This window comes from Dolichospermum circinale AWQC310F (genome assembly GCF_000426925.1).
Taxonomy (GTDB): domain Bacteria; phylum Cyanobacteriota; class Cyanobacteriia; order Cyanobacteriales; family Nostocaceae; genus Dolichospermum; species Dolichospermum circinale.
The window spans coordinates 1-782 of record NZ_APIZ01000362.1 but is presented as its reverse complement, the minus strand read 5'-3'; the positions used below and the strand labels follow the sequence as shown (position 1 = coordinate 782).

Annotated in this window: 1 pseudogene; it reads left to right on the top strand. The window is 41.3% G+C overall.

The annotated features are described in order from the left end of the window. Positions 1–782, top strand: a pseudogene (locus ACIR310F_RS26485) (hypothetical protein); the annotation flags it as partial.

The following is a 782-nucleotide window of genomic DNA, read 5'->3' as shown; positions in this document are numbered from 1 at the left end:
TGACAGACGAGGTGACTGAAGGAACATTTAAATGGGCAAATGGAGAAGCTGTCACTTATACTAACTGGTTTCCAGGTCAACCTGATGATGCTGGTAGTATTCAAGACTATGCTTATATCAATTTTCAAAATCCCGGAAAATGGGATGATGGGGACTTAAGTAGTTTCCGAGGAATTATCGAAATCGCTAACCCATCTAATGACACAATCATCGGTAGCACTGGCAACGATACAATTAATGGGGGTATTGGTCAAGACACAGCCGATTATAGTGCCATAGGTCAAGCCATTACCCTGAAACCAACAGGATTTGTTAGCAAAGGTACAGCAGGAACAGACCAACTGGTTGGTATAGAGAACATTATCGCTGCCACAGGTCTAACTAACATTATTGATGCTTCCACAGCCACCGGCACTGCTACCATTAATGCTAATTTAGCGACTAAATCCCTAGTTGTGAATACTGGTGATAGTGCCTTCCCCACTTTGTCTTTTTCCGTTCATAATTTTGTTAATGTTATTGGTACAGCCAATAATGACACAATTACTGGGAATGATGGCAATAATACACTAATAGGGAATGCCGGTAATGATACCCTCAATGGTGGGGGAGGAAATGATCAGATTTTTGGTGATGTTACCTCTGCTATTACTGCTCCCATTGTCACCTATAATGGCAAATTTTACCTCTTGAGTAATGCAAGTAGTTGGACACAAGCACAAGCACAAGCGGTTACTTTAGGTGGTAATCTTGTTACCGTTAATGATGCTGCGGAAAATCAA